This window comes from Empedobacter sp. R132-2, assembly GCF_030324375.1.
In the GTDB taxonomy this organism is placed as follows: domain Bacteria; phylum Bacteroidota; class Bacteroidia; order Flavobacteriales; family Weeksellaceae; genus Empedobacter; species Empedobacter falsenii_B.
Genome location: NZ_JACAGG010000009.1, coordinates 59,423 through 84,231, shown reverse-complemented (window position 1 = coordinate 84,231; position 24,809 = coordinate 59,423). Strand labels below are relative to the sequence as shown.

At 30.3% G+C, this 24,809-nt stretch carries 27 protein-coding genes; 16 read left to right on the top strand and 11 right to left on the bottom strand.

Going from position 1 to position 24,809, the window contains the following annotated elements; all coding sequences use genetic code 11:
- Positions 1-370: helix-turn-helix domain-containing protein (locus HXZ69_RS06715; RefSeq protein WP_286495436.1), on the bottom strand; the 370-nt coding region annotated here is incomplete at its 3' end.
- A gap of 53 nt (positions 371-423) precedes the next feature.
- Between HXZ69_RS06715 and HXZ69_RS06710 the strand changes: the two genes are divergently transcribed.
- From HXZ69_RS06710 to HXZ69_RS06695, 4 genes are all read left to right on the top strand, one after another.
- Entirely contained in the window at positions 424-1,068 is a 645-nt protein-coding gene (locus tag HXZ69_RS06710) for an outer membrane beta-barrel protein (RefSeq protein ID WP_286495437.1), read from the top strand.
- Positions 1,069-1,194: 126 nt separating this feature from the next.
- The gene (locus HXZ69_RS06705) at positions 1,195-2,034 is read left to right on the top strand and encodes an AraC family transcriptional regulator (RefSeq protein WP_286495435.1); all 840 of its coding nucleotides are present in this window, start codon (positions 1,195-1,197) and stop codon (positions 2,032-2,034) included.
- Between the two features lie 66 nt (positions 2,035-2,100).
- The gene (locus HXZ69_RS06700; RefSeq protein WP_286495434.1) at positions 2,101-4,470 is read left to right on the top strand and encodes a TonB-dependent receptor domain-containing protein; all 2,370 of its coding nucleotides are present in this window, start codon (positions 2,101-2,103) and stop codon (positions 4,468-4,470) included.
- Between the two features lie 157 nt (positions 4,471-4,627).
- Positions 4,628-5,182, top strand: coding sequence for a hypothetical protein (locus tag HXZ69_RS06695; RefSeq protein ID WP_219034422.1), 555 nt, complete (start codon positions 4,628-4,630; stop codon positions 5,180-5,182).
- A gap of 77 nt (positions 5,183-5,259) precedes the next feature.
- On the opposite strand, the gene HXZ69_RS06690 is transcribed toward HXZ69_RS06695, so the two are convergent.
- Positions 5,260-5,529, bottom strand: coding sequence for an integrase core domain-containing protein (locus HXZ69_RS06690; RefSeq protein WP_257468126.1), 270 nt, complete (start codon positions 5,527-5,529; stop codon positions 5,260-5,262).
- 504 nt (positions 5,530-6,033) lie between these two features.
- On the opposite strand from HXZ69_RS06690, the gene HXZ69_RS06685 reads away from it, so the two are divergent.
- Positions 6,034-6,612: a hypothetical protein gene (locus tag HXZ69_RS06685; RefSeq protein WP_286495433.1), complete on the top strand. Its 579-nt coding sequence runs from the start codon at positions 6,034-6,036 to the stop codon at positions 6,610-6,612.
- Between the two features lie 199 nt (positions 6,613-6,811).
- Here HXZ69_RS06685 and HXZ69_RS06680 read toward each other — a convergent pair whose 3' ends face one another.
- The gene (locus tag HXZ69_RS06680; RefSeq protein ID WP_286495432.1) at positions 6,812-9,034 is read right to left on the bottom strand and encodes a TonB-dependent receptor; all 2,223 of its coding nucleotides are present in this window, start codon (positions 9,032-9,034) and stop codon (positions 6,812-6,814) included.
- Between the two features lie 69 nt (positions 9,035-9,103).
- Here HXZ69_RS06680 and HXZ69_RS06675 point away from each other — a divergent pair, with 69 nt between their 5' ends.
- Entirely contained in the window at positions 9,104-10,198 is a 1,095-nt protein-coding gene (locus HXZ69_RS06675; protein ID WP_286495431.1) for a PepSY-associated TM helix domain-containing protein, read from the top strand.
- A 132-nt stretch (positions 10,199-10,330) separates the two neighbouring features.
- Positions 10,331-11,140, top strand: a complete 810-nt coding sequence (gene murI, locus HXZ69_RS06670) for a glutamate racemase (protein ID WP_286495430.1) — start codon at positions 10,331-10,333, stop codon at positions 11,138-11,140.
- Between the two features lie 72 nt (positions 11,141-11,212).
- On the opposite strand, the gene HXZ69_RS06665 is transcribed toward murI, so the two are convergent.
- Positions 11,213-11,590 carry a GreA/GreB family elongation factor gene (locus HXZ69_RS06665; protein WP_038334079.1) on the bottom strand — a complete coding sequence of 126 codons (378 nt, stop codon included), beginning with the start codon at positions 11,588-11,590 and terminating at the stop codon, positions 11,213-11,215.
- 531 nt (positions 11,591-12,121) lie between these two features.
- On the opposite strand from HXZ69_RS06665, the gene HXZ69_RS06660 reads away from it, so the two are divergent.
- The 6 genes from HXZ69_RS06660 to HXZ69_RS06635 all read left to right on the top strand — a co-directional run bounded on the left by HXZ69_RS06660 (position 12,122) and on the right by HXZ69_RS06635 (position 16,093).
- A complete protein-coding gene (locus tag HXZ69_RS06660) occupies positions 12,122-12,436 on the top strand; it encodes a hypothetical protein (RefSeq protein WP_286495429.1) in 315 nt (104 codons plus the stop codon).
- A 91-nt stretch (positions 12,437-12,527) separates the two neighbouring features.
- Positions 12,528-12,875, top strand: a complete 348-nt coding sequence (locus HXZ69_RS06655) for a hypothetical protein (RefSeq protein WP_286495428.1) — start codon at positions 12,528-12,530, stop codon at positions 12,873-12,875.
- Positions 12,876-12,959: 84 nt separating this feature from the next.
- Positions 12,960-13,802 (top strand): MbnP family protein, encoded by an 843-nt coding sequence (locus tag HXZ69_RS06650; protein ID WP_286495427.1) that lies wholly within the window; start codon positions 12,960-12,962, stop codon positions 13,800-13,802.
- Positions 13,803-13,846: 44 nt separating this feature from the next.
- A complete protein-coding gene (locus HXZ69_RS06645; protein ID WP_286495426.1) occupies positions 13,847-14,887 on the top strand; it encodes a cytochrome-c peroxidase in 1,041 nt (346 codons plus the stop codon).
- A gap of 10 nt (positions 14,888-14,897) precedes the next feature.
- Positions 14,898-15,863 (top strand): hypothetical protein, encoded by a 966-nt coding sequence (locus HXZ69_RS06640; protein WP_286495425.1) that lies wholly within the window; start codon positions 14,898-14,900, stop codon positions 15,861-15,863.
- Positions 15,864-15,865: 2 nt separating this feature from the next.
- Positions 15,866-16,093: a YHS domain-containing protein gene (locus HXZ69_RS06635; protein ID WP_114999320.1), complete on the top strand. Its 228-nt coding sequence runs from the start codon at positions 15,866-15,868 to the stop codon at positions 16,091-16,093.
- A 162-nt stretch (positions 16,094-16,255) separates the two neighbouring features.
- On the opposite strand, the gene HXZ69_RS06630 is transcribed toward HXZ69_RS06635, so the two are convergent.
- From HXZ69_RS06630 to HXZ69_RS06610, 5 genes are all read right to left on the bottom strand, one after another.
- Positions 16,256-17,650, bottom strand: a complete 1,395-nt coding sequence (locus tag HXZ69_RS06630) for an MBL fold metallo-hydrolase (protein WP_286495424.1) — start codon at positions 17,648-17,650, stop codon at positions 16,256-16,258.
- A gap of 145 nt (positions 17,651-17,795) precedes the next feature.
- Positions 17,796-18,683: a YeiH family protein gene (locus tag HXZ69_RS06625; RefSeq protein WP_286495423.1), complete on the bottom strand. Its 888-nt coding sequence runs from the start codon at positions 18,681-18,683 to the stop codon at positions 17,796-17,798.
- 169 nt (positions 18,684-18,852) lie between these two features.
- Entirely contained in the window at positions 18,853-19,482 is a 630-nt protein-coding gene (locus tag HXZ69_RS06620) for a Crp/Fnr family transcriptional regulator (RefSeq protein WP_286495422.1), read from the bottom strand.
- Positions 19,483-19,484: 2 nt separating this feature from the next.
- The gene (locus HXZ69_RS06615) at positions 19,485-19,898 is read right to left on the bottom strand and encodes a YeeE/YedE family protein (RefSeq protein WP_286495421.1); all 414 of its coding nucleotides are present in this window, start codon (positions 19,896-19,898) and stop codon (positions 19,485-19,487) included.
- A gap of 4 nt (positions 19,899-19,902) precedes the next feature.
- Entirely contained in the window at positions 19,903-20,451 is a 549-nt protein-coding gene (locus HXZ69_RS06610) for a YeeE/YedE family protein (RefSeq protein WP_286495420.1), read from the bottom strand.
- Positions 20,452-20,579: 128 nt separating this feature from the next.
- Between HXZ69_RS06610 and HXZ69_RS06605 the strand changes: the two genes are divergently transcribed.
- Positions 20,580-21,713 (top strand): MBL fold metallo-hydrolase, encoded by a 1,134-nt coding sequence (locus HXZ69_RS06605; protein WP_286495418.1) that lies wholly within the window; start codon positions 20,580-20,582, stop codon positions 21,711-21,713.
- Between the two features lie 162 nt (positions 21,714-21,875).
- The gene (lysA, locus tag HXZ69_RS06600; RefSeq protein ID WP_286495417.1) at positions 21,876-23,087 is read left to right on the top strand and encodes a diaminopimelate decarboxylase; all 1,212 of its coding nucleotides are present in this window, start codon (positions 21,876-21,878) and stop codon (positions 23,085-23,087) included.
- A gap of 62 nt (positions 23,088-23,149) precedes the next feature.
- Here the strand turns inward: lysA and HXZ69_RS06595 are convergent, their stop codons facing one another.
- A complete protein-coding gene (locus tag HXZ69_RS06595) occupies positions 23,150-23,488 on the bottom strand; it encodes a hypothetical protein (protein ID WP_221856333.1) in 339 nt (112 codons plus the stop codon).
- Positions 23,489-23,741: 253 nt separating this feature from the next.
- Between HXZ69_RS06595 and HXZ69_RS06590 the strand changes: the two genes are divergently transcribed.
- Positions 23,742-24,122, top strand: coding sequence for a hypothetical protein (locus HXZ69_RS06590; RefSeq protein ID WP_221856335.1), 381 nt, complete (start codon positions 23,742-23,744; stop codon positions 24,120-24,122).
- Here the strand turns inward: HXZ69_RS06590 and HXZ69_RS06585 are convergent.
- Positions 24,109-24,804, bottom strand: a complete 696-nt coding sequence (locus HXZ69_RS06585) for a potassium channel family protein (protein WP_135836030.1) — start codon at positions 24,802-24,804, stop codon at positions 24,109-24,111. The two genes, HXZ69_RS06590 and HXZ69_RS06585, sit on opposite strands and share 14 nt — an antisense overlap.
- Positions 24,805-24,809 lie beyond the last annotated feature (5 nt).

The following is a 24,809-nucleotide window of genomic DNA, read 5'->3' as shown; positions in this document are numbered from 1 at the left end:
GACCTACATTATTGCGTTTTAGAATACGATAAACACTTGATTCTGATATTAAAATATCATGATAACGTTCTAAATACCATTTAATTCGCCAAGTCCCTAATTTATGTTCTTTTCGAAGTTCTAATACTTTATTTACAATTTCTTGCTTGATTTGATTGGGAAATGTACGAGGAGTTGGTTTTTTTCTAAGTAAACCTTCTTCTCCATGTTCATCATATGCCTTTTTCCATTTATAAAATGTACTCTTTTTCACGCCAAAAAATTTATATGCTATAGAGTTATTTCCATATTCTTTGGCATATTTTAGAACTTGTAGTTTTTTACTATAAGTTAAATAAGCTGCTATTTCTTTTGTCTTTTTAATCATCATAAAGCTATATTAGTTTTTTACTAATTTAGTCTACGAGGATATGACGTACCCACATTGGAGGAGCTTCACCGATTGGAATGCCTGCTGAAATCCGAAAAATTGAAAGCTATAACCCTACTTTGCAATTAGGAATAGGTATAAATGCAACAAAGTGGCTCAACGATAAACGTGAATTAGGTGTTCGTGTCGGATTAAACGTAGAAGGTCGTGGAATGAAAACACAAGCGAAAGTAAAGAACTATTACACACAAATACAAAACGATACTGGAGCACAAACCAAAGGCTTTTTTACAGGACATGTCATTACCGAAATGGATAATGCTTATGTCTCTATGCCGGTTCTATTGGTATGGAACGCGTCTACAAAATGGAATTTATATGGCGGATTTTACTTTTCTGCCTTGATTGATAAATCTTTTTCAGGATATATTTACGATGGTGTTTTTAGAGAAGGAAGTCCAATCGGTGAACCTACAACATTTGAAAACACAGCAAAAGGTTTGTACGATTTTTCTGATTATTTAAGTCCTTTTCAATTTGGAAGCCAACTAGGAACTGAATATAAATTAAAGAATCATTTCAGTTTATTTTTTGATGTAACAATGGCTCACAAACAGGTTTTCAAAAAGAATTTCGAAGCCATTTCATTCAAAATGTATAACATATATGGAAATGCAGGATTTGCATATAATTTTTAATTCCTCAAGCATAATATTAAAATAATTCGAACTTACAGGTAACATACATCAAACAAAAGCGTCTATAGAATAGAACACGCTATCAACGTGTTATTCGCTAAAATTGATTTTATTACGTGTACGTTTATGAAAACCGAAATTATACAACCTCATCATCCTGAATTAAAAAATATCGTTCAGTATTTCATCCTTTTCAAATCTAAAAAAGATGAAAAGATTGACTATTCAACTTTCCCTAACACCAATTTGTGTCTTGCCATTTACAAACAGAATAAAATCATTCTCGAACAGAATAAAACAAACAAACATCTTTTTACCTTAAAAGGAAATGCTACATACAAAAGTTATTTATCAGGATTTCACGAATCTAATCTTAATGTAAGCATTGATGCTTCTTTAGATGAAGTTTGCATCATTTTTCATCCAGCTGCGTTACGCTTATTTACAAATATTTCGTACGATGAATTAATTAAAAGTGATGAAGTTTTCGAAATGATTTTCCCAAAATTTGCAACAGATTTTACAGAACAATTATTTGAGGAAAAGAATTCGCTGAAAAGAATTTCAATGCTCGAAAATATACTATTGAAAAGTTTAAATCAAAATCATTTAAATACTAAAACCAAAGAAATCTTATACCTTATTCAACAAACAGATGAATTAAAAGTTAGTCCTTTAGCCAAACAACTTTCGATTAACGAATCGACATTATATCGCCTGTTTATGAATCAAATTGGGCAAAGTCCTAAATCTTTTTTGAAAACAGTTCGATTTAGAAAAGCGCTAGATTCTATTCTTCATTTCGAAAATGAAAAACTTACGCATATCGCTTACCAAAATAATTATACGGATCAATCCCATTTTATCCGCGATTTTAAAGAAATTACGGGGCAATCGCCCAATCAATTAAGAAATAAAACAAACATTCAACAAGAACAATTGGCTTGGATTTATGCGCAACATTAAGCTGCACGATTTTTACAATTTTATCTTTCATCGATACTTTTTCTTTGTTATAAATTAATATAACATATGAAAAATCTTATTTTGATTAGCTGCTATTTGATTGCCTTTAGCTTTTGTTCATCAGTTTTTGGGCAACAATTTTCGATAAAAGGAAAAGTAATCAATCAACATGATAAAGCACTTGAATTTGCTGATATTCTTCTTTTCGAAAATGACAGTTTACTTATCAATCAAGCATATACAGATAGTCTTGGTGTATTTTCTATGAAAATAGATGCTGGAAATTATTCGTTTAAGATAGAACAATTCGGCGTAGAATTTTATTCGGAAGAAATAGAAATCAATCAAGATAAAGACTTAGGACTTATCAAAATTCAAGATGCTACAACTTTAGAAGGCACAACGATTACAGCAAAAAAGAAATTGATTGAACAGAAAGTTGATCGACTTGTTTACAATATCGAAAATTCTATTGCTTCACAAGGAATGTCTGCTTTGGATGCTTTACGTAACACTCCAATGGTGAATGTACTGAATGATAATATTTCTATTGTAGGAAAAGGTAACGTTGCTGTAATGGTGAATGACAGAATGTTGAATTTATCAGGAAGCGAACTTACTAATTATCTACAATCGCTGCGCTCCGATGATATTTCGAAAATTGAAATCATTACAACTCCTCCTTCAAAATATGAAGCACAAGGAAATAGCGGAATTATTAATATTATTTTAAAGAAAAATCCCAATCTTGGCTGGAGCGGGAGTGTAAATTCTTCATATCAACGAAATTCTTACAATGGTTTCAGAACAGGCGGAACGCTTAATTATCAATCAAATAAAATAAGTAGTTCATTAAAAATAAATCAAGGTAATATTAATTATAAATTACAAAATAGTCGAAATCTTATTGGGAAAGAATCCGCAATTTATACAAACGAAGAAAGACATGATAATCCGAAGATTTTTAGCGTTAATTATAACTTAGATGTCAAAATCAATAAAAACCAAAATACAGGATTTATTTACAGTTATAGTAAGTTGAATTATGATATGGATACAAAAGGAATCAGCCGATACCAAACACATTCAGTTATCGATTCTACTTTGTATACCAATCAAAAACAACATTCGACAACACCTACACATACCTTGAATGCTTATTATGACATAAAATTAGATAGTATTGGAAAAAAGCTAAATTTCACGGCAAATTTTCTGAATAATTCACCCAAAAAATTCAATGATTTTAATACGCAAAATGAATTGAATAACAACGAAACTTTAATTCAGAACAATAGTAAAATGAAATATTCGATCTTTTCGATGCAAGCTGATTTTACTTTGCCTTACAAATGGTCGAACATAGAAACTGGAGCAAAATATACATTATTGGATAACAAATCTGATGTGGAATATTATGAATTTGATGGAGCAGATTTTATTTTGAATCCTACTAATAGTAATGTTTTTCAGTACAAAGAAAATAATTATGCAGCTTATGTGAGTTTCCAAAAAGATTTCAATCAAAAATGGTCAGCAAAAGCAGGTTTGCGATACGAATATACTTCGCTAGAAGGTTTTACACCAAATGACGAAAACAGCAGACTGAAAAAGGACTATGGAAAATTATTTCCTACAGCTTATATCAGTTACAAACCAACTACTAATCATTCGTTCAGTATCAATTATTCCAAAAGAATAAATCGTCCCGATTTTCAATCTTTAAATCCATTCCGTTGGTACACGAATCCGTATATGTATTACACAGGAAATCCTAAATTACAACCATCTTTTAATGATAATATCGAACTAAATTATTCGTACAAAGGAAAATTGACTTTTGGACTTTATAATCAATATAGCCAAAATAATTTGTCTAATATTGCACGATTTTCGGATGGAATTTACAGCAATGTAGTAGAAAATAGTTACGATCAAAACAGAACGGGATTCAATATTGGATATTACAACACCTTTTTCAAAATTTGGGAAACTTCAGTTAATGCGAATGCATCTTATACAACCACAAAACCGACTGTTTCTGAACTGGAAAAGTTAAAAGTTTATTCGATGTCGTATTCTTTTTATAATACCATCACATTGAATAAAGACAAAACATGGTTTTTGATGCTAAACTTCTGGCATACGCTTCCATTCACTTATGCGAACATAAAATTGCAAGATCAATTAGAGTTTTCGCCAGGCATTAAAGCTTCGTTTTTCGATAAAAAATTACAAGCAAATTTTGTAATAAATGATGTATTCAAAACGATTAAAAACAAAGGATATTCGTATAACGGCGATTATCGTTCGGAGTTTAATCAATACAATGATTACCGAGGTTTCAAACTTAGTTTAACATACAATTTTGGAAATAATAAAGTGAAAGAAAACAACAAAAAAGTGAATTTCGAGGAACAAAATAGAGCAAATTAAACTTAATTCAACTCTCAAAAATATCAACTTAATTGTTAACCTTTAAATTTCGCCACTATTTATCAAAAAATATAAAAATAGTTATGGTGCATTCCGATGAATATGAGATATTTGTTTGATTTAACACATCAATATAAATTAACAAGAACTAAATTTAATGAAGAAAGCATTAGAAAATTATTCAATTCAATTTATCAAAGAAATTATTCCTGTAACCGTAGGTATTTTGATTGCACTGTTTATTGACAATTGGAACACAAATAGAAAAGACCAAGTGTATATTAATCAAGTTTTTTCAACGATAAAAAGTGAATTGAATGAAACAACGGAAGAAATAAAATACAATATTCCATTGCAAAATTCTTATGTTGATTCGCTTGAATACTATGCTGATAACAAAAGTGTTAACATTTTGGGTGTCACAATGAAATGTAAAGGTGTGTTTATTCCTCAGATTAAAACAAGCGCTTGGAAATCAGTTTCAACTTCCAAAATAGACTTGATAAATTATGATAAAATCACTTCTTTGTCTAATATTGAAGAACAAAAAGACATATTAAAGAACAAAACAGAATTTTTCATGAATTTCTTATACTCCAACTTTTATGAAACAGAAAAGAACAAAAAAGAAACTATCAAAATTTTAATATTAGACATTATTCAAACCGAAAAAACAATTCAACGACAAATTGATTTTTATAATAAGAAGTAAGGTGAAAGATGGATACAACTCGGATACAGAAAAGTAGTATTTTCGATATACACTAATTCATCTTAATCCTAAACTTACTATACAAGAGAGTTTTGATAATTAAAACTCCTATTATAGTTTTTCCATCTTTTATTCAATTTTTCTGATTGTAAATGCGCAGCATTTGGAGTTAAATAATCACAACTTACTTGTGGTCTCAATTCATTATATGATTTAAGACTATTATTAACTTTAATCTTTGTCTGATCAAAACCTAATGAGCTTTCATACAGGTTAAACTCCATTTTAATCATTCCATTAACCCTTTCTGCCATTGCATTTTCATAGGGATCACCTTTTTCGATCATACTTATGAGCAATAAATCTCTGATCTATAATTTCGCATCCAAACATCAATTTCCTAAACCATAAATTCTAGTAACTTCTTTTCTTGGTAAACCACTTTCAACTTTTTCTGTTTTTTTCATACACTTGCAATTTGTGTATAGCTAATTCAGGACAAGTCATATCCTTTAATCCTGAAATGACTCCAGACGAATTCAAATTTTGTTCTTTACTCAAATTAGGTTTTACAACAAAAGATATTACAGAATACAACAACCTTGCAATAAGAACTGTGCAAACAAGAAAAAGTAGATTAAGAAAAACCTTTGACATCTCTTCTGAAGTTGATTTATATAAATGGATTGATGAAATATAAACTTATGAATGACATAGCTCAATCAACCCTATTTACAAGAAGTAAAAATATTTTATGTAAGCAATATCCATAAACTTTAACACATTGATTTTTAAGTATCCATTCTAAAATTGAGACATTTTTCTTAAATTAGTATCTAAACAAATGAAATATGAAAGCCTTATATACTTTATTTACAATCATTTGCTTATCGCAATTTAGCTATGCACAATATTTTACTTTAACATCAAATGGATTTGTTTCATCTAAAGATAAAACTGATTATATCGTAATTGATAAACCAAATACCAAAAAAAATGAGTTATACAGAAATGTATTGTCAGCCTTATCGAGTATGTACAAAGACCCGAAAGAAGTATTGAGTTTAGCCGAAAATGAAAGCATAACAATTAACGGATATGAGCAAGAAGCTTTAACTGTAAAACAAAAAATGAATTATATGCAAATAGGAAAGTCAAAGATAGAATATGACTTATCTTATTCGATTACAATTCTCTTTAAAGATGATAAAATACGAATTAATAGACCTTCTTTTGAAGCAAGAAAGTGGAATTCGAGCATAGGAGATTATTATTATCTTGTATTGAATCCAACAAGCAAAAACAAAAATTCTATCTATAATAAAAAGAATGAAGTCGATTATCCTGACGCAGTAACTGGTTTAGAGAATCATTTTAATAAGTTAATTCAAAAGATTTTAGATAAATCGAATAAAATTAATAATTGGTAAAAATTATAGAACCTCTATAGAAAATAAATTAAAAAAAGCTATTCTTTAAAAATTAAGAAACAGCCCTTACCAATTCTATTCTACGATTTTTTGCTTTATTGGCTTTCGAATCATTCCTGCAATCATTAATCTTATTTTTTAGTTCGGTGTTTAATTCCCTTAAAATAAAAAAGCGAATCAAATGATTCGCTTTCATAAATTAAAAATTGTATGTAAAACTTAGATTAAAAGTTCTTCCACGTCCAGCGTAATAAAACAATTCTGGAACTTTATATGCACTATACAAAACTTGTGATTTTGCACTCCAAATTGTTTGGTAATCGCTATTAAAAATATTCTGAACACCTAAATTAATTTTACCAAAAGGTAATTTGTAAGCAACCATTAAATCTGATGTATTGTATGAATCGATCACATTTTCCAAACCATCTGTGTATTTGAAACTTTGCAAAGTTTGAAATCTAAAATTCCAATTATCAAATCCATAACCTGCATAAGCTGTAAATTTAGAAGGTCCAGAAGTTGAAACATCTTGTTTTTGCCAATCACCATTTTTCTCCACTTCAGATTTGATTAGCAATGTATTTGCTCCAACATAAAATCCTCCGTTCGTATAAGAAACCTCTGCTTCTACGCCAATATTTCTTAATTTTTGATCAACCACTTCTACCCAAAGATTTAGTCCATCACGTTTTAAAGCAATATTTTTGTCGGAATTACTGATAAATCCAGAGATTTGTCCTTTAAATCCATTATTTGTTCTGAAACGATAACCAAGTTCAAATTGTCCTGTTTTCACACCAGAAAGAGGAGAATCTTTTACATTCACACTCGAACTTAAATCCCAATTATTGGTTGCAGAATTAAATTTATAATTTCCATATCCATAAAATTTTGATGGATCAGCTAATGAAACTCCTTGTGAATAAGTTGTCCAAATTTGGCTCAATTCATTAATTTTATATAACAAACCAGCATTTAGCATCGTCATATTATAGCTACTTTTTCCGCCTGGAATATTATCGGCACTGTTTCCATAACCATTAGCGATTTGCAATTGTTGAGTAGAACCAATAAAATCATCTAACTTAATCGAAATATCTTGGTAACGAATTCCTCCTGAAACTTTCAATTGGGGTAAAATATTATATTCAGCTTGCGCATATCCAGCAAAACTTGAAGAATGATTAGTTGGATAACGATCAATCGTTAAAACAGTGTGATTAATCATTCCTCCACTTGATAATGACTTCTGAGAATCAAATACATTTTGTTGACCTTCAAACTTTTCAAAATCAACATCTGCACCGTATGTTAATTTCAATTTTCCCCAATCTTTGACCAAAACAGCTTTTAGACCCGAATAATACGTATCCTGTTGAGAAGCCGACATATAAGGACTTGTCCCAGAAGGCAACGTTAAATTACCTGGGAATGGATAAAATCCTAATTTCTCGACACGAGAAGCAAATTGAACATACACATCTTGCCCTCCTAAAATATTAGTTCCATTATAACTCAATGTTCCCATTATACGCTCTGTTCCTGGATTTTTATCCGTATCAAAACCATCACGCATCTCCAAAACAGAAGCATCTCCTTTGGTTAAAACACTAATGTTTTCACCTAAATATAAACTACGATCTCCACTATATTTGGAACGATAATATTGCACAGATCCATTGATTTGATGATTCGGATTGAATTTATAACCTGCTGTTGCCAACACATCAATAGATTGATTATATTGTAAATCTAATTGCGAAATATCTGCAAATATTTGATCTCCACCTGCATCATAAGCTCCGCCATTTTGTTGAAATGCAACAGCCAAACGTCCCGTAAATTTATCATTTTTGTAACCAATAGATTGAGCAACGCGCCAATCATGATCATCACTTCCTGAAAAACCTGTACGTAAACCAAGTTCTGTTTCGCCACTAATTCCATTTTTTAGTGCTTTTTTCGTCACAATGTTGACAATACCACCTGTCGCATTTCCGCCATAAATTGCGCTTGCACCAGATAAAACCTCAACTCTTTCGATATTAAATGGATCTATTGCATCCAATTGACGACTTATGTTACGGATACTGTTTAAAGAAACTCCATCTATCATCACCAGCATTGAACGTCCACGCATATTTTGACCATAATTTGATCTTCCTTGCGAACCAACATCCATCCCTGGAATCATAATCGCTAAAGCTTCTTTTAATGGAACACCATTTTTAGCTTGTTGTGCAATTTGTTCTTGATTGATCACCCAAACAGTTCCTGCCAAATCAGATATTTTAGTAGGTTTTCTTGAAGCAACTACCACAACATCATTCAAATCTGTGGATATACTATCATTCGTTTGGGCATATGACAGCGAGGCACTCCCCAATAAAATTGTTAAACAGATGATATTTTTTTTCATAGTGTGTTTTTAAATAAATTATATTTGCTGCAAATATAATTTTTATTTATTCTAAATTAATCTTTATTAATGAAAAAATATTTTCTCTTCTTTCACAAATGGTTTGGGTTATTTACAGGTATTATTGTTTGTATTGTGGCAATAACAGGAGCTATATTTTGTTTTCAAGATGAAATAAAAGATGCTCTTTTTGATTATAGAAAAGTCGAGATTGTTCATCAACCATTCATAAAACCAAGTGAAATTATCCATAAAGTACAAGACAAAAATCCTAAACATGTTGTGCTTCGAGTGATGTATATGGATAAAGATCGATCAACGGTTGTGATGACGATGGATGATAAAAAAGAATCTTACTTTGTGTATATTAATCCATATTCAGGGAAAATTTTACATCAAGAAAATATGAAACAAGATTTTTTCTTGGTGATACAATACATTCATATGAATCTTTTATTGGGTGATATCGGAAAAAATATAATTGGTTTTTCAACTGTTATTTTTATCATGATTATGATAAGCGGTTTAATTCTTTGGTGGCCCAAAAAGAGAAAACAAGCTAAAAATGGGTTAACGATAAAATACAAAGCAAAATGGAAACGTATAAATTATGATTTGCATAATGTACTGGGATTTTATGCTTTTAGTATTGCATTTATTGTCGCTTTATCAGGTATTACATTTAGTTTCAAACCTCTTCGCAATTCATATATGCAAATCGTTAATCTTGGAAAATCATTTCCAAATGAAGAAAAAGGATATGTCTATCAGCCTAAAAAAATGTTAGAAGACAATTACACTATTGTTGATTCTGCATATGCTTATAGTTTAAAAAATAGTCCAACAGCTTCTATGTATTGGATTTATTTACCAGTTCCTGATAAAAATCCTTTAGCCGTAAGATCGTATCATAAAAGTTTGCGCTATTACGCGGTTGACGAATATCAATTTGATTCGGAACAATTTCAGGTTTCTCAATTAATGAATGAGAATTTATCAAATGGTAAAAAGTTTGCAAACTCAATGTACGATATCCATACAGGACAAATATTAGGTTTATTTGGTAAAACATTAGCCTTTACTTCTTCAATAATTGTGGCAAGTTTACCTATTACAGGTTTTATAATTTGGCGAAATAAAAAACGGAAGCAGAAAAGAAAATAATTTTATTCAAACAATTGTTGAATAGATTATAAAATTTATTATTTCTATTAATTATATGTAAATTTTCAAACCAAATTATTACGCTAACATCTTAATACATTTTGTAAATTTGTGCTTCAAAAATAAGCGAATATGCAAGGACCAATTGGTGTTTTTGACTCTGGTTATGGAGGATTAACCGTTTTCAAAGAAATACAGAAAAAACTTCCGCAATACGATTATATCTATTTAGGTGATAATGCTCGTTGCCCTTATGGAATTCGCTCGTTTGAGACAGTTTATGAATACACCAAAGAATGCGTTTTTAAATTGTTTGATTTGGGATGCAACTTGGTTATACTTGCTTGCAATACAGCTTCTGCAAAGGCTTTACGAACAATTCAGCAAAATGATTTACCCGAAGGCAAAAGAGTTTTGGGTGTTATACGCCCAACAACAGAATCGATAAATGAATACACAAAGAACAACAAAGTCGGAATTTTAGCTACACAAGGAACTGTTTTGTCCGAATCGTATAAAATTGAGATGAACAAATTTCATTCAACAATTGATGTTTTTCAATTGGCTTGTCCACTTTGGGTTCCTTTGGTTGAGAATAATGAAATTGATAGCAAAGCTGCGCACGATATTGTAGAAAAAGATATTCAACGCTTATTTGATCAATCATCCGAAATCGATACAGTTGTATTGGCTTGTACACATTATCCGCTTCTTCTTCCTGTTATTTCGCAATATGTACCAGAAAATGTAACAATTCTTTCGCAAGGAGAATTGGTCGCGAATAAATTAACTGACTATTTACATCGCCATCCAGAAGTAGAAACACAATGTTCAAAAAATGGACATCTTACATTTTATACGACAGATGATGCGAAAAGTTTTGAAGCAAATACGACAATTTTTTATGGTCAGAAAATTACTGCTTCACATTTAGATGTTTAAAATATTTTTTCAGAAAATATACCAATAAAAAACCGAGCAAAAGCTCGGTTTTTTATTATGCTTTTGGACAAATTATGAAACTGCTTCTACATTCAGAATTTCATATTTTTTTGTACCATCATTTGCTGGCCATTCAATTACATCACCAATTTTATAACCAATTGTTGCTAAACCTTCGTCCATTAAAATAGAATGGCGATTCTTTTTCGGTTTTGCCTTTTCTGGACTAACAAAATTTAATTGATATTCTTGATTTGAATTTAATTCTTTTATTGTTACTTTTTTCCCAACAGTCACAATATTATCCGCCAAATCTCTTCTCAAAATTTGTTCTGCATGACGCAATTCTTTTGTCAAGATATTTTCTTGTTCTGCTGTTACTTTTTTTCTTCTTAAATGGTCTTTAATTAAATCGTATAATCCTGTTGTTAAAATAATATTTGTTGTCATTTTGATAAATTCTTAGTTAAACTTTCAATCATTCGAAGAAGATTCTCTAAGACTCAAATATCAAATGACCGAAAATAAAATTCGCTAAAATTTGATACAAATCTCCTTACAGAAAATTGAAAATAATTGATAATTGAAAAAAAATAGAAGGTTCCCTGTCTCGAGTCGTAACAGGGATTAGTTGATAAACTCTTTCGAGCTTCTTAAGAAAGTATCATCATGCAAATATGCCAACGACAAAAACAACCACGATTGGTTGTTTCTCCTATAGATGTCGATAAAATTTGCCATAAATTAATCCTAAAATGATTAATTCAAAGTTACGATATCTTTCTCAATCTAAAAAATATAAACCTTTTAAGATTATTTCATTAATGTCATTTCAATAAAAAGAAACTTGAATTCAATTTCTGAAAAAACTGATAATCTTCATTTTCAAAATAAATAAAAACTGTCTAATTTTATAAAAATTTTAAGGAATTGAAATCTTACCTTTTCATACTAACTGTTGTTCTAATAACTTGTAGGCCATTGCTACCAGTTATTGACTATTTAGTAAATTATGATAAGATTTCTAACGAATATTGTGTTAATATAGAGCGTCCAGAATTATTGTGTAATGGCGTTTGTTATCTGAAAGAACAGATTTCTAAGACTGTTAATGATGAACAAAATGATGATAATAAAATTCAAGTTTCTTTGCGTGCAATTGATTATTTTATTTATCAACCTACCTTCGAAATTAACACATTTACCTTTATAAAATCTATTGAAAAAATTTCGAGTATCGAATTAGCTTTCGAAACTCAATATCAATTAGATCAACAACTTCAGCCTCCTATTTGATAAATAGCCCTTGTTTATCAAATTATTATCTCATTAACATTTAATCAAGTTGACATTTTATATAAGATTTGTCAAAAGTTTCAATTGTTTATTGATTGCATTGTTCGTGCTTTTAATTGGTTTTCGTTCATTAATTCCTATTACTGTATTCATTAGTACTCAGGAGAAGATTATTGATGAATATTGTATCAATAAAGAGCGACCAGAAATGCAATGTAATGGAAAATGTTATTTATCGAAGCAACTAAAAGAAACGGAACAAGAATCTAATTCGGTTTTAGTAAAGAATATTCGATTTGCAGAAATCTATATACATTTCGAATGCTTAGCTATTCCATTTATTCAAGATTTTATTGTAAAAATAAAACATCGATTCTTTTGGCAATCATCCTATTCTATCGATTGGGTTTTTAAATATCTAAAACCTCCAATTGTTTAATTAATAGAACAAATATCCAGTATTGGAGAACAATAATTGTTTTCCAACAGCATTCTTATTCAAAAAAATTAAACAATTATTACAATGAAAACAATCAAATATTTTTTAAACTTATCATTTATCGCATTACTTACTTTATTTACTTCCTGCAACAACGATGATGATTTCTCTGAAATTAAATCTACCGAAACAGGTAAAATTCAATTAAAGTTTGAAAATGGATTTGATAATTTGGGAGGAATTGTTCTAGATCAAACAACGCAAACCTCATCAAACGGACAAAAACATAAATTAACAACATTAAAATATATCATTTCTAACATCACATTAATTGATGAAAAAGGAAATGAATTTGATTATCATAAAAACGATCCAGACAAAGGCGCTTTTGTTATTAATCAAGATTCTGCTATAGCTAATGTCGTTTATTTAAATTTGGATAATATCCCTCAAAATAAATATACAAAAGTACGTTTCGGACTTGGTGTATCTCAGAAAGCTTATTTATTAGGACAGACTGGGCAAGCTACTTTTTGGGAAAAAGCAAAGAAAAATGGAATGACTTGGGCTTGGGCTGCTGGTTATGTTTTCTTTAAAATAGAAGGTTTTTATGGGAAAACTACTACTGACACTTTCTTCTTAACTCATACTGGAAATATGGGAGATATTAACAAAAATAATGTTCAAGATTTATATAGAGAAGTAACATTAGATTTACCTACATCTGCACGAGTAACTTCTAAAATTAAGCCTTCTATTCATATTATGGCAAATTTGAATACCTATTTAAGTGGTGATCATAAATTGACTTTAGATGAGTCGAACAATAACATTATGGGATCTTCCAACTTTGCACAATTGGTCACAGAAAACATACAAAATATGTTTCGAGTTGATCATGTACATAACGACGAAAAAAATCAATAAAGTTTATAGCGGTGTTTTATAAACACCGCATAATTCTACAAACAATGAATAAAATAATAACAATTATTTTCAGTTTATTTATCTTGTTAAGTTGTAACGATGATGATATTGATTATGGACAGATCGTTGATGAACCTTATCAATTAGAAATTCCTTCTTATTTTCCTAAAATAACATTTGATACAGATAAATATCCGTTAACTAAGAATGGAGTTGAGTTAGGAAAAAAACTATTTTATGAAGGTCGATTATCTAGAAATAATACTATTTCATGTGCTTTTTGCCATATTCAAGAAAATGCCTTTACTCACCGCGGACATCCTGTTAGTCATGGAATTGATGATCGATTAGGAATTCGAAATGCTCCTCCTATTCAAAATTTGGCATTTCTAAATCGATTTATGTGGGATGGCGTTATTCATGATTTAGCTCAACAACCAATTTCTCCTATTACAGCTGAAGAAGAGATGGATACTACTTTTCCCGAAATCATTAAGAAATTATCATCAGATTCTTCTTATCGAAAAATGTTTAAAAATGCTTTCGGAGATGATAAAATCGATGCAAATCGTATTCTCAGCGCATTAGGACAGTTTATGGCTTCAGTTGTATCAAAAGATTCTAAATATGATCAATATTTAAGGAAAGAGACAAATTTAACCGAAACCGAAAAAAAAGGTTTACAACTTTTTCAACAGAAATGTTCAAGCTGTCATAAAGGAACACTTTTTACAGATGAGTCTTTTCGAAATACAGGAATGTATTATAATAAACAATACAAAGATGGAGGTTTATATCGTGTTACATTAGATTCGACTGACTTTATGAAGTTTAGAGTTCCAAGTTTAAGAAATATTGAAATGACCAAACCTTATATGCACGATGGACGATTCTATAGTTTAGAAGCTGTTTTGAATTTTTATTCAGAAGGCATACAAAATGATAAAAATTTGGATTCTCAACTCAAACAAAATAATCGAATTGGAATTCCTATGACAGAAGAAGAAAAAAAGGCAATTATCTCTTTTCTAAATACATTAACTGATTATTCATTTATTAACAACCCTGCTTATGCAGAATTTTAAATCTATCCAAATGAAATTATATATCAATTTATTTTTCGTTATATTATTTATACCTATTTCATTATTTGCTCATACAGATAATGATTCTATTGTAATCTCTCATTTATATGATTTAGAATTAGAATGTGATGCTTGCGGTTGTTCAGCAACTTCAACATCAAATGGAATTGAAAATCTTATAAATTCAAATTTCGTTGGTATTCGTTATCTACATCAATCTTATAAAGCTAAAGAAGATGCTTTTTCTAATAAAAGAACGCAAAAGCAACAATTCAATACCATTCAATTATGGGCAAGAATTCCAATAAATAATAGAATTGACATCAATGCTAGTATTCCTTACCATTTTCATAATAAAGAAGGTAAAAACTCTTCTTCTATTTCTGGTATTGGAGATTTAAATATGATGGGAATAGTTAAAGTCATTCAATCAAATACAAGTTCTAACGAGCTAAAACATGGATTAAGTACTGCAATAGGTTTAAAAATTCCAATCGCAAAATTTAATCAAGCAAATGCTGAAACAACCAATCCAAGTTTTCAATTAGGTACAGGAAGTTGGGATACTCAGTTTGCAATAAATTACCAATTAGCTTTTAAGAATTCGACTTTACAATTAGTAACAGACTACAACTTGAAAGGAGAGAATAAGAAGAAATACAAATTTGGAGATCAATGGAATCAATTAATTCAATTACAACATCTTTTCATTAACAATGAATTAAAAATACTTGGAAAAGTCGGTTTTCAAAACGAACTTTATTATAACAATGAACAATTTGGGGAGACGATTCCAAAATCTAAGGGAAAAGCTCAATTTGCGAAATTAGGATTAGAAGCAGCTGCTCAAAAGTTTAATTTTGGTATAGAATATTTTCAACCCATACTTTCTGATTTAAATTCGGGAGAAATCGAAGTAAAAAACAGAATAGGTTTCTTTTTTAATTACAATTTATTTCAATCTAAAAACAAATAACAATGAAAAAAATAGTAACATTAACATTCTTCATCATCTCTTTTTCAATTTTTGCTCAACAAAAACTAAAAGTAAAAGTTGTAAACGAGAAAGATCCTATTTGTGGAATGAATACCGCGCAATTCTTAACAGATACCGCAATTTATCAAAAGAAAATTTATGGTTTTTGTAGTAAAAGTTGTAAAGTTGAATTCAAAAAAAATCCAAAAAAATACATGAAGAAAAAGTAAGAGTAAGAAAATAATTTGACAGTAGTTGCTTGATAATTCATCTTAGAATCAAGTGCAACTACTGTCATTTTTATTTAAAATTGTTACTGCTTGAGTAGTACTAGCTCTACTTCTACATTCGAATTTGATGTCAACATTTTTAAAATATTTTGAAAAAACATATTATTTCACGAATGGTTTTTGATTCAATTTCCAATCAGCAATTCCTCCACTATAGTTTTCAACATCAAAACCTTTCGATTCCAAAAAACTTTGTGCAATCGTTGCCCGATCTCCAGCTTGACAATGCAAGACAATTTTTTTAGTTGGATCTAATTCATTGTATCTTTTTGGTAAATAACCGACAAAAATATGCTTCGCTCCTTCGATATGACCTTCTTTAAATTCTGTTTCTCCTCTAACATCTAAAATCTGAACCTCTTCATTTCCAATGTAATTTTCCATTGTATCTGCGTCGATTAAAATAGAAGATTGTAAAGAACTTAAATTGTTAAATAAATCTGTTGGTTTAATGTAGCCGTAAATATTATCCAAACCAATTCGCATCAATTTTCGTGTCATTTCTTCTACTTCATCCTCTTCTACAATCAACACAATTGGCTCTTGATAATTTACCATCCACCCCATCCATGTATTGAACGTTTTATTGTTTTGAATATTAAGCGTTCCTGGAATATGCAATTGGGAAAAATCTGTTTTGATACGCGCATCAATCACTTTCATTCCAAAATCTTTTGCTTTTTCAAATTCGATGTACGTTAATTTTGCCCACTTCGGAACTTCGATCAACAAAGGACGTTTTGTTTTATTCAACTTTTTCATCATTGCAAAATAAGGTGGCGCTTCAGGTTGATCTGCCAATAAATAATCAACAAATCCTTTTTCATCCGAATCAAATTGCAACGCCCAATTTCTGATTTTCTCATAACCAACCGTCGTACTTGCTACAGCTCCCAAAGCTTTTCCGCAAGCAGAACCTGCTCCATGTGCTGGCCAAACTTGTAGATAATCTGGTAATGCTTGAAATTTTTTCAACGATTTAAACATCTGCTTTGCTCCTACTTCTTTAGTACCAATTAATCCAGCAGCTTCTTCTAATAAATCTGGACGACCAATATCTCCTACAAAAACAAAATCTCCAGTAAAAATCATAACTGGTTCTTTCGTCGCAGGTTTATCCGTCAACAAAAGACTAATACTTTCTGGCGTGTGACCTGGTGTATGCATCACCTCAAAAATTAGATTTCCAACTTTTATTTTATCCCCATTTTTTAATCCGATATGTTCAAAATCGTATTGCCAATCTTCTCCGCCTTCATCAGACAAATACATCTTCGCACCTGTTACATAAGCTAACTCTTGGCTACCAGAAAGATAATCAGCATGAATATGTGTTTCGGCAATATGCGTAATTTTCAGCTTATTTTCTTCTGCTATTTTTAAGTATGTATCAATATCTCTTTTTGGATCGATTACAATTGCTTCTCCTTTTGCTTGACAACCTACAAGGTAACTTGAATGCGCCAATGACTTTTCAAAAATGTGTTGAAAAAACATATGATAATATTTTTATGGTTTAACCTTTTTTAATTTGTTGAATCAAAGTTAAGTTACTAAAAAACAATCGACAGTAACCAATGTTACAAACCTAAAAATAGAGAGGATAGAGATTTTAAAAATAATTTAAAACCAAAACCAAAGATCAAATGGAAATAAAAATCCAAAGTAATATTCCGTATGATAAGGTTTTAAAACCTGCTTGTTTGATGGATTGTAAGTTAATCAACGAGCCAATCATAAATAAAGCAACAACCATTAATTGTTTCGAAATTCCTTGTAAAATATGATAGACTTTTTCGCCTTGAGGAAAATAAGTAGCGATAAGCATTGTTGTAATAAAACCAATAATGAAATAAGGAAATTTGTAAGAAGAGTTCTCTTTTTTGTTGAAATAACCAATTAATAAAGCGAACGGAAAAATCCATAATGTTCGGCTCAATTTCACAGTAGTTGCAACTTCTAAAGCTTGTTCACCGTATTGTTTGGCTGCACCGACAACAGAACTTGTATCGTGAATTGCAATTGCCGACCACAAACCAAATTGATATTGCGATAACTGAAAATAATGTCCAATAAACGGAAAAATCATTAATGCAATCGCATTCAACACAAACACAACTGACATGGCAATGGTAATTTGATTCGCTTTTGGTTGTAAAACCGAAGAAATTGTAGCAATAGCACTCCCTCCACAAATAGCAGTTCCTGAAGTAATCAGCAGCGATGTATTCTTGTTGATTTTTAATAATCGGTAGAATACAAATCCTAATGTAAAAACACTTAACACAGAAATAAAAGTGAGAAAAAATCCATCTTTACTTACCGAAACTGCCTCGTGAAGATTCAAACCTAACCCTAAACCAATGATTGCAATATTCAATAATTTCTTTGAATATCGTTTTGAGATTTCCCAAAATTCATTCTGAAAAATTAAACCATAACCAATCCCTAAAAGTAACGCCACAGACGACTCTACAAAAGGAAAAAAAGTAAATAGCAATAATCCAAAATAAACTATACGGGCAATCATTTGTTTTATGAAATACAAAAACAAAAGTAATTGACCGTATCAAAATAGATTGTAACATTTGTTACAAATGAGATTATTTTTAGAAAATTTTTCTACTATAAGTTGTTTCAAATAAAAAAAGGAAGCTCAAAAACTGAGCTTCCTTTGTATATATTTTTTAAATAATTTCTTACTTAATCGTGATTTCGTTTCGGTTTAATTGAAGGAAACCTTCTTTTTCTAACGCTTTCAACAAACGAGAAATGACAACACGAGAAGTATTTAGCTCGTAAGCAATTTCTTGGTGTGTTTTTACCACAACTTTGCCTTTATTGATACTTGCGACATCTAACAGATATTTTTTCAAACGTTCGTTCATATCATTAAAAGCTAAATTGTCAATCGCTACCAACATTTCCTCCATTCTATTATTGTAACTATCAAAAATAAAACGTCTCCATGATGGATATTTTGCCAACCATTCGTCCATTTTTACAATCGGAATCATTACCAATTCTCCATCAGTTTCAGCAACAGCACGTATTTTACTTTGTTTATCACCTAAACAACAAGCCATCGTCATGGCACATGTATCACCTTTTTCGAGAAAATACAACAACAATTCTCCTTCATCAAAATCTTCGCGCATAATCTTGATTGCACCACTCAAAAGAATTGGCATTCCCTTGATAAATTGGTTCAAATCAATCATCACATCATTCGCTTTAAAATCTATCAAAGATCCTAATTCATCAATTTCATTCAATAATTCATCTTCAAATTGATACGGATAAGTTGCTTCTATTTTCTCTTTTATCATGTTTAATGTGGGATTTTGTTTCTAATTTTTCCGTAAAGAAAAGTACCGATTAATGCACCTACAATTGTAATTAAAATTGGATAAACTCCTGCGCCTAATAACACAAATATTGGTCCGGGACAAGCACCAACCAATGCCCAACCTAATCCGAAGAAAATTCCTCCGATCAAATAACGAGCTATTGATTTTGTTTTGGGTTGAATCACAATTTTTTCACCATCGATATTTTTTGCTTCTTTCTTTTTCATCCATTGTATTCCAATCAAACCGACAACCAAAGCCGAACCAATAAATCCGTACATGTGGAAAGATTGAAAATTGAACATTTCGAAAATACGAAACCAAGAGGCTGTTTCTGCCTTGTACATGGTTACACCAAAGATAACGCCTAATATGATATAAACTAAACTTCTCATGAGATTAAAAAATTAAAGGAAACAAAACGTGAACCATCAAAAGTCCACCGATAAAAAAGCCGATAACAGCGATAAATGAAGGTAATTGCAAATCACTTAAACCCGAAATCGCATGTCCAGATGTACAACCTCCTGCATAGCGCGTTCCAAAACCAATTAATAATCCACCAACAAATAATAAAGCAATATTTTTTACAGACATCGTTTCGAAAATTTCGGTTGGAGAATATGCTTTTCCTGCACTTTCAAATCCCATTGCATTCAATTTTGCAATTGTAGCTTCTGAAATTTCAGGAATTTGATTATCTGATAAAAAATGTACCGAAACAAAACCTCCTATTATTGCACCAACTAAGAATAATAAATTCCATTTTTGAGATTTCCAATCAAACGAGAAAAAATCACATGATTTTCCTCCTCCCAAAGCAGAACAAATCGTTCTGAAGTTTGATGAAAATCCAAAACTTTTTCCGAAATAAATCAATAAAAGCATTACAATCGCAATTATTGGTCCGCCAATATACCATGGCCAAGGTTGTAAGATAAATTCCATTTTATATTTTTTCTAAAACGTGTACAAAGTTGGTAAATCAAAATTAAAATGAAAGTTACAAATGTTACAGTTTACTTAAGATATATTATTTCAAAAGCAATCCAAGAATTTTATACATTTGATCATTAATGAAAAAAATCAATAAACGAAAAGTTTTTAAACGAATGCTTTACTTCCTATTAAGTTTGATTGTAATTCTTGTAATTGCAACTTTCGCGGTTCTACAAATGAATACTTTTGGTGCTGAAGCAACTGGAAAACGATTGGAACGAATGAAACAATCGAAGTTGTATAAAAATGGACAATTTCAAAATATTCATCACACGCCTGCATTTGCAGAAGGTTTTGATACTAAAAAAGTGATGTGGGACTTTTTCTTTGGTGCGAAAAATCCAAAACTTAATCCTAAAGATTCTATTCCGCATATTCAGACAGATATTATATCAATTGATAAAAATGATAATGTATTTATTTGGTTGGGACATTCGTCTTATTATATTCAATTGGATGGTGTTAATTTCCTTATCGATCCTGTTTTTAGTGATTACGGTTCGCCTTTACCAATTTTCAATAAAGCGTTTAAAGGAGCAAATACGTATCATGCAAAAGATTTTCCAAAGATTGATTATTTGGTTATTTCACACGATCATTACGATCACTTGGATTATGAAACGGTGAAAGAATTACGTTCAAAAGTGGATAAAGTGATCATTCCGCTTGGAGTTGGCGCACATTTCGAGAAGTGGAATTATTCGCCCGATCAATTAATCGAAGAAGAATGGAACACAAGCCTAACTTTAAAAAATAACTTAAAAATAACTTTTACACCAGCTCGTCATTTTTCTGGTCGAAAATTTAAACGAAACACTACACTTTGGACTTCCTATGTGCTGGAAACCTCAACACAAAAAATATTTTTAGGTGGTGACAGCGGTTATGATTTGCATTTCAAAGAAATTGGAGAAAAATATGGTCCGTTTGATTTTGCGATTCTCGAAAATGGTCAATACAACGAAGCATGGAAATATATTCACGCTTTACCAACAGATTTACCTGCAATTATCAACGATTTGAAAGCAAAACATATTATTCCTGTTCATGCTGCAAAATTTGCTTTGGCAAAACATGCTTGGGACGAACCTCTGGAAAAAATTATAGCGAATGGTAAGCAAAATAAGCTCGATATTTTAACTCCAATGATCGGTGAACCACTAAATTTGAACGATTCTGTCTTTCACTTCAAAGAATGGTGGAGGGATTAAAACATTTATTCCCGAATAATATTCGAAATATTTTTCAAACTTTTAAATAATATTCGAAATTATTGACTTATAATAAGTTTATTCTGAATTTTCTTCAGAAAACCATTTGTATTCCGTAATTTTGGCAACTGAAATTTAACTTTAAACAAAAAAATAAACAAAATGGAACTGAATAGAGAACGTCTATTGGAATTGGTGCAAAAATATGGTGCGCCGCTGTATGTGTATGATGCGAACAAAATCAAATCGCAATATGAAAAGATGACAAATGCATTTTCTACAGTCAAACGTTTAAAGTTAAATTATGCATGTAAGGCGAACACGAATCTTAATCTTTTAAAGTATTTCAAATCACTTGGTTCAGGATTGGATACAGTTTCTATTCAAGAAGTAGAATTGGGATTAATGGCGGGTTTCAAGCCTAAAGAAATCATTTATACACCAAATGGTGTTTCGTATGCTGAAATTAAAAAAGCAATTGATTTAGGTGTTCGCATCAATATCGATAACCTTTCTGTTTTAGAAACATTTGGTCAAGATTTTCCTAAATATCCAGTTTGTGTGCGTATTAATCCACATATTATGGCAGGTGGAAATGCAAATATTTCGGTTGGACATATTGATTCAAAATTCGGAATTTCTATTCACCAATTACCACATATCAAACGTGTTGTAGAAAATACAGGTTTACATTTGGATGGTGTTCACATGCATACAGGTTCTGATATTTTAGATATTGATGTTTTCTTACAAGGTGCTGAAATTTTATTTGAAGTTGCAGCAGAATTCAAGAATTTATCTTACATCGATTTTGGATCAGGATTTAAAGTTCCTTACTATCCAGGCGCAGACGAAACAGATATTGAATATTTAGGAGAACGTTTATCAGCTCGTTTCAACGAGTTCGAAAAAGCGTACGGAAAACCTTTGACATTAATGTTCGAGCCAGGAAAATATATGGTTTCTGAAGCAGGATCTTTCTTAGCAACTGTAAATGTTGTGAAACAAACAACTTCTACTGTTTTTGCTGGAATTGATACAGGTTTCAACCATTTAATTCGTCCGATGTTTTATAGTGCTCATCACGAAATTGAAAATATTTCGAATCCAGAAGGTCGTAGCCGTTATTACACAGTTGTGGGATATATTTGTGAAACAGATACGTTTGGATCGAATCGTAAAATAAATGAAATTAGCGAAGGAGATGTGTTGTGTTTCCACAATGCTGGAGCATATTGTTTCTCGATGGCTTCGAACTACAATTCGCGTTTCAAACCTGCGGAGGTCTTGTTAATTGACGATAAGGATTATTTAATTCGTCGTCGCGAAACAATTCAAGATTTAATCGCAACAACAGAGGATATAAAATTCTAAGCTCAGAATTTTTATATATTTTTATAGTATTTTAAAGCTCAATCTAAGGATTGGGCTTTTTTCTATTTACTTAATTTTAATGGTTTACTTAGAAACATTTCATGAATAACACTTCTAATTAGATTTTCTCTATTCGTCATTGTGTCATCATATTTATATTCAATTCTTTCTTCAATAGGTTTTAAAGGAGAAATACTTGTTGGCTGATTAATATAATTCTTCACATTATCCAAAATCAATTCATTATTCTTTTCAAGCGATAAATCTTGCGAATACTTAAAATCAAAATAGCCAGATTGTTGAGTAAAATTCATCAACAATTTATTTTTTAAATTATCATTCTGAGCAACTTCTTGCGCAAAAAGAGCAATTGGAAAAAGAAAGAATAAAAGTGGTTTCATTTTCGATCATTTACTTTTTTTAAGTTATAAAAATATTTTCAAGATTTAATCTATTCAATTTTAAAAACTTTACAATGACATTCGTCTTATGCAATTCAAGATGAATTAAATACTTTTGTCTAAAAGTTATAAAATGGAAGAAAAAAAAGACAAACGAAGTACCTCTCAAAAATTAATAGACGATGCTTTCTTCCTATTTTTGATGATTCTTGGAGCTTTTTGTGTGTTAATAATTCTTGTTGTGGTCTAATAAATGAAACTGTTTGATACATATTTTAGTTTCTATATTCTGAGTTGGATTTTTATCAAACTTACCCGAATTTATTCCATAGAAATTGAGTATCTCAACCATTATTTAACTGATATTTTTGCGGTACCTGCTATGACGCACTTAGGAAGTTATATCATTTCGAAGATTAAATACAACAATCAAGTTTACATTTATCCAACAAGTTATTTAATTATAACAGCTTGCGTTTTGAGTCTTTTATTAGAAGTAATTATGCCAAAATTTTCTTCTAATTACACAGCAGATATATTAGATGTTGTCTGTTATTTTGTTGGAATTCTTTTTTACTTAAAATTCCATAAACCACATGTATTAGAGTTTAAGAATAAGATTATTGAATATTAAATTTCTTTAAGAATTTATAAATTTCTTGATTTGCTCCATAGATTACCAATACATCATCTTTTGTAATTACTGTATTTGATGTAGGAAAACCTTGTACTTCTGGAACAATTTTATATTGACCTAAAAAACTAGCTTCTTCTTTGTTTTTAATAATTGTCATTACCAAAATATTATGTTGCTTTTTGAATTGGATTTCATCAAATGTTTTTCCAACCAATTCATTTGGTGTTACAACCTCTATAATGCTAAACTCTTTATTTAATTCAAAAGAATCTACAACTCCTTTCACATTTAGTTTTTTTGTCCAACGTTCTGCAGATTCAGCTTCGGGTCGAATAATTTCTGTAACTCCAATTGCTTGCAAAACATTTTCGTGTAAAGAATTGATAGAACGACTAATCAAACGTTTTACATTTTTATTTTTAAAAATAGCAGTAGCCATAATATTGGCACCTTCATTTTCCCCAATACTTACAATTACAATATCTGTATTATTTAGTGGTAATTTATTAATTGATAATTCATCTGTTGCATCTAAACAAATGGTATAGGATAACTTATCTTTCAAAGCTTCAACACGTTGAATATTATTGTCAACACCGATAATTTCGTGACCAAGCTTTACCATTTTCTTACCAAGCGCCGCGCCGAAATTTCCTAAACCTATAATTATTATTTTCATAATTT

Bases quoted from the DNA above. Each gene is read 5' to 3' on its own strand.
- HXZ69_RS06705 (WP_286495435.1), top strand. From the start codon at position 1,195: ATGAAAACCGAAATTATACAACCTCATCATCCTGAATTAAAAAATATC.
- HXZ69_RS06700 (WP_286495434.1), top strand. From the start codon at position 2,101: ATGAAAAATCTTATTTTGATTAGCTGCTATTTGATTGCCTTTAGCTTT.
- HXZ69_RS06695 (WP_219034422.1), top strand. From the start codon at position 4,628: ATGAAGAAAGCATTAGAAAATTATTCAATTCAATTTATCAAAGAAATT.
- HXZ69_RS06690 (WP_257468126.1), bottom strand. From the start codon at position 5,529: ATGATCGAAAAAGGTGATCCCTATGAAAATGCAATGGCAGAAAGGGTT.
- HXZ69_RS06685 (WP_286495433.1), top strand. From the start codon at position 6,034: ATGAAAGCCTTATATACTTTATTTACAATCATTTGCTTATCGCAATTT.
- HXZ69_RS06680 (WP_286495432.1), bottom strand. From the start codon at position 9,034: ATGAAAAAAAATATCATCTGTTTAACAATTTTATTGGGGAGTGCCTCG.
- HXZ69_RS06675 (WP_286495431.1), top strand. From the start codon at position 9,104: ATGAAAAAATATTTTCTCTTCTTTCACAAATGGTTTGGGTTATTTACA.
- murI (WP_286495430.1), top strand. From the start codon at position 10,331: ATGCAAGGACCAATTGGTGTTTTTGACTCTGGTTATGGAGGATTAACC.
- HXZ69_RS06665 (WP_038334079.1), bottom strand. From the start codon at position 11,590: ATGACAACAAATATTATTTTAACAACAGGATTATACGATTTAATTAAA.
- HXZ69_RS06650 (WP_286495427.1), top strand. From the start codon at position 12,960: ATGAAAACAATCAAATATTTTTTAAACTTATCATTTATCGCATTACTT.
- HXZ69_RS06645 (WP_286495426.1), top strand. From the start codon at position 13,847: ATGAATAAAATAATAACAATTATTTTCAGTTTATTTATCTTGTTAAGT.
- HXZ69_RS06640 (WP_286495425.1), top strand. From the start codon at position 14,898: ATGAAATTATATATCAATTTATTTTTCGTTATATTATTTATACCTATT.
- HXZ69_RS06635 (WP_114999320.1), top strand. From the start codon at position 15,866: ATGAAAAAAATAGTAACATTAACATTCTTCATCATCTCTTTTTCAATT.
- HXZ69_RS06630 (WP_286495424.1), bottom strand. From the start codon at position 17,650: ATGTTTTTTCAACACATTTTTGAAAAGTCATTGGCGCATTCAAGTTAC.
- HXZ69_RS06625 (WP_286495423.1), bottom strand. From the start codon at position 18,683: ATGATTGCCCGTATAGTTTATTTTGGATTATTGCTATTTACTTTTTTT.
- HXZ69_RS06620 (WP_286495422.1), bottom strand. From the start codon at position 19,482: ATGATAAAAGAGAAAATAGAAGCAACTTATCCGTATCAATTTGAAGAT.
- HXZ69_RS06615 (WP_286495421.1), bottom strand. From the start codon at position 19,898: ATGAGAAGTTTAGTTTATATCATATTAGGCGTTATCTTTGGTGTAACC.
- HXZ69_RS06610 (WP_286495420.1), bottom strand. From the start codon at position 20,451: ATGGAATTTATCTTACAACCTTGGCCATGGTATATTGGCGGACCAATA.
- HXZ69_RS06605 (WP_286495418.1), top strand. From the start codon at position 20,580: ATGAAAAAAATCAATAAACGAAAAGTTTTTAAACGAATGCTTTACTTC.
- lysA (WP_286495417.1), top strand. From the start codon at position 21,876: ATGGAACTGAATAGAGAACGTCTATTGGAATTGGTGCAAAAATATGGT.
- HXZ69_RS06595 (WP_221856333.1), bottom strand. From the start codon at position 23,488: ATGAAACCACTTTTATTCTTTCTTTTTCCAATTGCTCTTTTTGCGCAA.
- HXZ69_RS06590 (WP_221856335.1), top strand. From the start codon at position 23,742: ATGAAACTGTTTGATACATATTTTAGTTTCTATATTCTGAGTTGGATT.
- HXZ69_RS06585 (WP_135836030.1), bottom strand. From the start codon at position 24,804: ATGAAAATAATAATTATAGGTTTAGGAAATTTCGGCGCGGCGCTTGGT.